The 3,557-nt window shown below is 63.3% G+C and carries 3 protein-coding genes; all 3 read right to left on the bottom strand.

Going from position 1 to position 3,557, the window contains the following annotated elements; genetic code table 11:
- Positions 1–149 precede the first annotated feature (149 nt).
- The gene (tam, locus tag EN991_RS27955) at positions 150–917 is read right to left on the bottom strand and encodes a trans-aconitate 2-methyltransferase (RefSeq protein WP_127369966.1); all 768 of its coding nucleotides are present in this window, start codon (positions 915–917) and stop codon (positions 150–152) included.
- A gap of 43 nt (positions 918–960) precedes the next feature.
- Positions 961–2,610 carry an energy-dependent translational throttle protein EttA gene (ettA, locus tag EN991_RS27950; protein ID WP_127369965.1) on the bottom strand — a complete coding sequence of 550 codons (1,650 nt, stop codon included), beginning with the start codon at positions 2,608–2,610 and terminating at the stop codon, positions 961–963.
- Between the two features lie 164 nt (positions 2,611–2,774).
- Positions 2,775–3,557: ribonuclease (locus EN991_RS27945; RefSeq protein WP_127369964.1), on the bottom strand; the 783-nt coding region annotated here is incomplete at its 5' end.

The following is a 3,557-nucleotide window of genomic DNA, read 5'->3' as shown; positions in this document are numbered from 1 at the left end:
GATGCATGTCCAGTCCGTCCCATCCGCAGGCGTTGCGGGCTTCATGTGGGCGCCGGAACGCTCCGGCGCAACAGTTTTCTCACCGCGGCGGTTTACGCCGGCTTAAACCAAAGGTTTAGGCCGGACTGGTCCTCGTGCAACGTGGATAATCAGGCCCGCTTGGCAACGATGAAGATGCGTGGAAAGCGCAAAAGCACCTTACCGCTAGCCGTTTTCGGATAGGCCTTGGCGATCTTGGCCGTGTAGCTTTCGAGGAACATCGCCCGTTCGTCGGAATCCAGCGGATCGAGGAACGGTTTCAGGCCCGTCGACTTCACCCATTCGACGATCGCCTGCGCGTCGGCAAGCGGGTGGTTGTAGATGGTATGCCAGATATCCAGCCGATCACTGAGCGGCGACAGGAGGTCATAGTAGGACGACACCGGCGGCAACGGCCCGCGTGCCGCGCCCTTGAGCTTTTCGGCAAACGGCAATTCGGCGGCGGTCTCGCGCATCAGGCGGTGGGAGTCCTCGCCCAGATTGTCGGGCATCTGGACGGCAAGCGCGCCGCCTGGCGCGAGGAAACCCATCAGCCGCTGGAAGACTGCGGGATGCTCGGGCAGCCACTGGAACACCGCATTGGCGAAGATCACGTCGACCGGCTCCGCCGGCTGCCATGTGGAGGCATCGGCCAGATCAAAGGTGACCTCGGGCAAGCGAGCCCGCGCCTTCTCGATCATGTCGGGCGAAGTGTCGAAGCCGCTCACCCCAGCATCCGGCCAGCGCCCGACGAGCAGTTCGGTCGAGTTGCCAGGCCCGCAGCCGATGTCGACGACCCGGCGCGGAAAGTCGACGGGCACCTGCGCCACAAGATCCCGCGCGGGCCGCGTGCGTTCGTCCTCGAATTTCAGATATTGGGCGGCGGACCAATCAGCCATTTGAGCTCCTCATGCCGGTTGAGATCGCCGCCCGGAAAACCCCTTACCGCGTCAGCCTCTTGTAGGTCATGCGGTGCGGGTTGACGGCATCTGGCCCGAGGCGGCGGATCTTGTCCTGCTCGTAATCCTCGAAATTGCCCTCGAACCATTCGACATGGCTGTCGCCCTCGAAGGCGAGGATATGCGTCGCCAGGCGGTCGAGGAACATGCGATCGTGGGAGATGATGACCGCGCAGCCACCGAAATTTTCCAGCGCGTCTTCGAGCGCGGCCAGCGTTTCGGTGTCGAGATCGTTGGTCGGTTCGTCGAGCAGCAGCACATTGCCGCCGGTCTTCAACATCTTGGCCAAATGCACGCGGTTGCGCTGGCCGCCGGAGAGGTTGCCGACCTTCTGCTGCTGGTCGCCGCCACGGAAGTTGAACGACGCGCAATAGGCGCGCGTGTTGGCCTCGAACTTGCCGAGCTTGACCACTTCTGCGCCGCCGGAAATCTCTTCCCACACCGTCTTCGACGGATCGAGAGCATCGCGGCTCTGGTCGACATAGCCGAGCTTCACCGTTTCGCCGACGCGCACAGAACCCGCATCCGGCTTTTCCTGGCCGGTGATCATGCGAAACAGCGTCGTCTTGCCGGCGCCGTTCGGGCCGATGACGCCGACGATGCCGCCGGGCGGCAGCTTGAATTCCAGGCCGTCGATGAGCAGCGTGTCACCAAAGCCCTTCGACAGGCCTTCCGCCTCGATCACGACATTGCCGAGCCGTTCGCCGTGCGGGATGACGATCTGCGTATCGCTCGGACGCCGCTTGTCGGCTGCATCCAAAAGGTCCTGGAACGCCTGGATACGCGCCTTGGACTTGGTCTGGCGGGCCTTCGGGCTCGACTGGATCCATTCGCGCTCGCGGCCGATGGCGCGCTGGCGGGCATCGTCCTCGCGGCCTTCCTGCTTGAGCCGCTTGGCCTTGGCTTCGAGGTATTTGGTGTAGTTGCCCTCATAGGGAATGCCGCGGCCGCGATCGAGTTCGAGGATCCAGCCGGTGACGTTGTCGAGGAAGTAGCGATCGTGGGTGATGATCATCACGGCGCCCGGATAGGCACGCAGATGCTTTTCCAGCCATGCCGTGGTTTCGGCGTCGAGATGGTTGGTCGGTTCGTCGAGCAGCAGAAGGTCGGGCTGGCGCAGCAGAAGCTGGCAAAGCGCGACGCGGCGGCGCTCGCCGCCCGAAAGCTTGGTGACTTCCGAATCCTTGGGCGGGCAGCCCAGCGCTTCCATCGCCATCTCGACCTGCTGTTCGAGGTCCCACAGGTTCAGCCGATCCATCTCGTCCTGGAGCTTGGCCGACTCGTCGGCCGTCTCGTCGGAATAGTTCATCATCAATTCGTTGTAGCGCTCGATGATGGCGGTCTTGGCGGCGACGCCTTCCATGATGTTTTCGAACACGGTCTTGTCCGGATCGAGCGCCGGCTCCTGCGCCAGGTAGCCGACAGTGGCGCCTTCGGCGAGCCACGCTTCGCCGTTCCACTCCTTGTCGAGCCCAACCATGATCTTGAGGATCGTCGACTTGCCCGAACCGTTGGGGCCGAGGATGCCGATCTTGGCGTCCGGATAGAAGGAGAGATGGACATTCTCGAGCACCTTCTTGGTGCCATAGGCCTTGTTGAGGCCGGCCATGTGATAGATGAACTGGCGTGCCACGCGCGCTTTCCCTGAAAAACCGACTGGATTTGTCGAATTGAATGGAGGTTGGCCGCTATGTAGGCGATGCGGCGGCGAACGGCAATCGCTTTTGCCAGATCAGGCCAATCACACGGACAAGTGTGGACCGCTGCTCGTGCAGTCTAGGCGCCGTTCAGCCGCCCTTACTGGAACCCGATAGCGTCGACGGTGCCGGTCGGGCAGCCTGCCTTGTTGGTCGGCACCGAAGCCAGCAGCAGGTCCTTGAGCGCGCTGTTCGGGCCGATCGGGCCGGCGAGGCCGAGGGTCAGTTCGCCGATCAGCCGCCTGCCGCTCGACGGATCGATGACGCAGGAAACGCGCACGCGGTCCCCTGCTCCCGCCCCGAAGGCAGTGTCGAAAGCGCCGCGGATCTGGTCGGCCGTCAGCTTGCCGCCGATGTTCTTGGCAAAGAGATCGCGCACCGGCGAACTGTTCACCGCGCGCATCAAATTCAGCGCATCGGAGAAATAGTCCTGCTGGCTCTTGCCGTAGCAGGTGCCGTGCTTGATCCATTCATGCCGTTCGAGATGGGAGGCCGTTCCAGGCATCACCTGATCGAGTTCCGTGCGGGTGTTGGCGTCAAGATTGACCGGCGGCAGGTCTTTCCAGTGGGCCGGATTGTCGTTGGCCTTGTCGCTCGCCGTCGCCTGGCAATAGAAATTGCCATTCGGCTGCGGCCACAGGCCGTGCAAGGTGAAATGCGTGGCGTCGAAATCGCCGGTACTTTGTGCCCTGCATTCGGTCTTGTTCGACTTTGTCTCGCAAAACGCCGGCTGCCAGCTCAGCGCGAAGACGTATTCGGGCTTCCCCGATGCCGCCGGCTTGCCTTGCCCGTCAGGCGCGGCCGGCACGGTCGCCGCGCTGCTGCCGGAAACATGGCCGCAGCTGACCTTCACCCATCGCCGCTCCGGATCGGCGCCCGGCAC

This window comes from Mesorhizobium sp. M7A.F.Ca.US.005.03.2.1 (assembly GCF_003997795.1).
GTDB lineage: Bacteria > Pseudomonadota > Alphaproteobacteria > Rhizobiales > Rhizobiaceae > Mesorhizobium > Mesorhizobium ciceri.
This window is presented reverse-complemented; position numbering and strand designations above follow the sequence as displayed.

Bases quoted from the DNA above. Each gene is read 5' to 3' on its own strand.
- tam (WP_127369966.1), bottom strand. From the start codon at position 917: ATGGCTGATTGGTCCGCCGCCCAATATCTGAAATTCGAGGACGAACGC.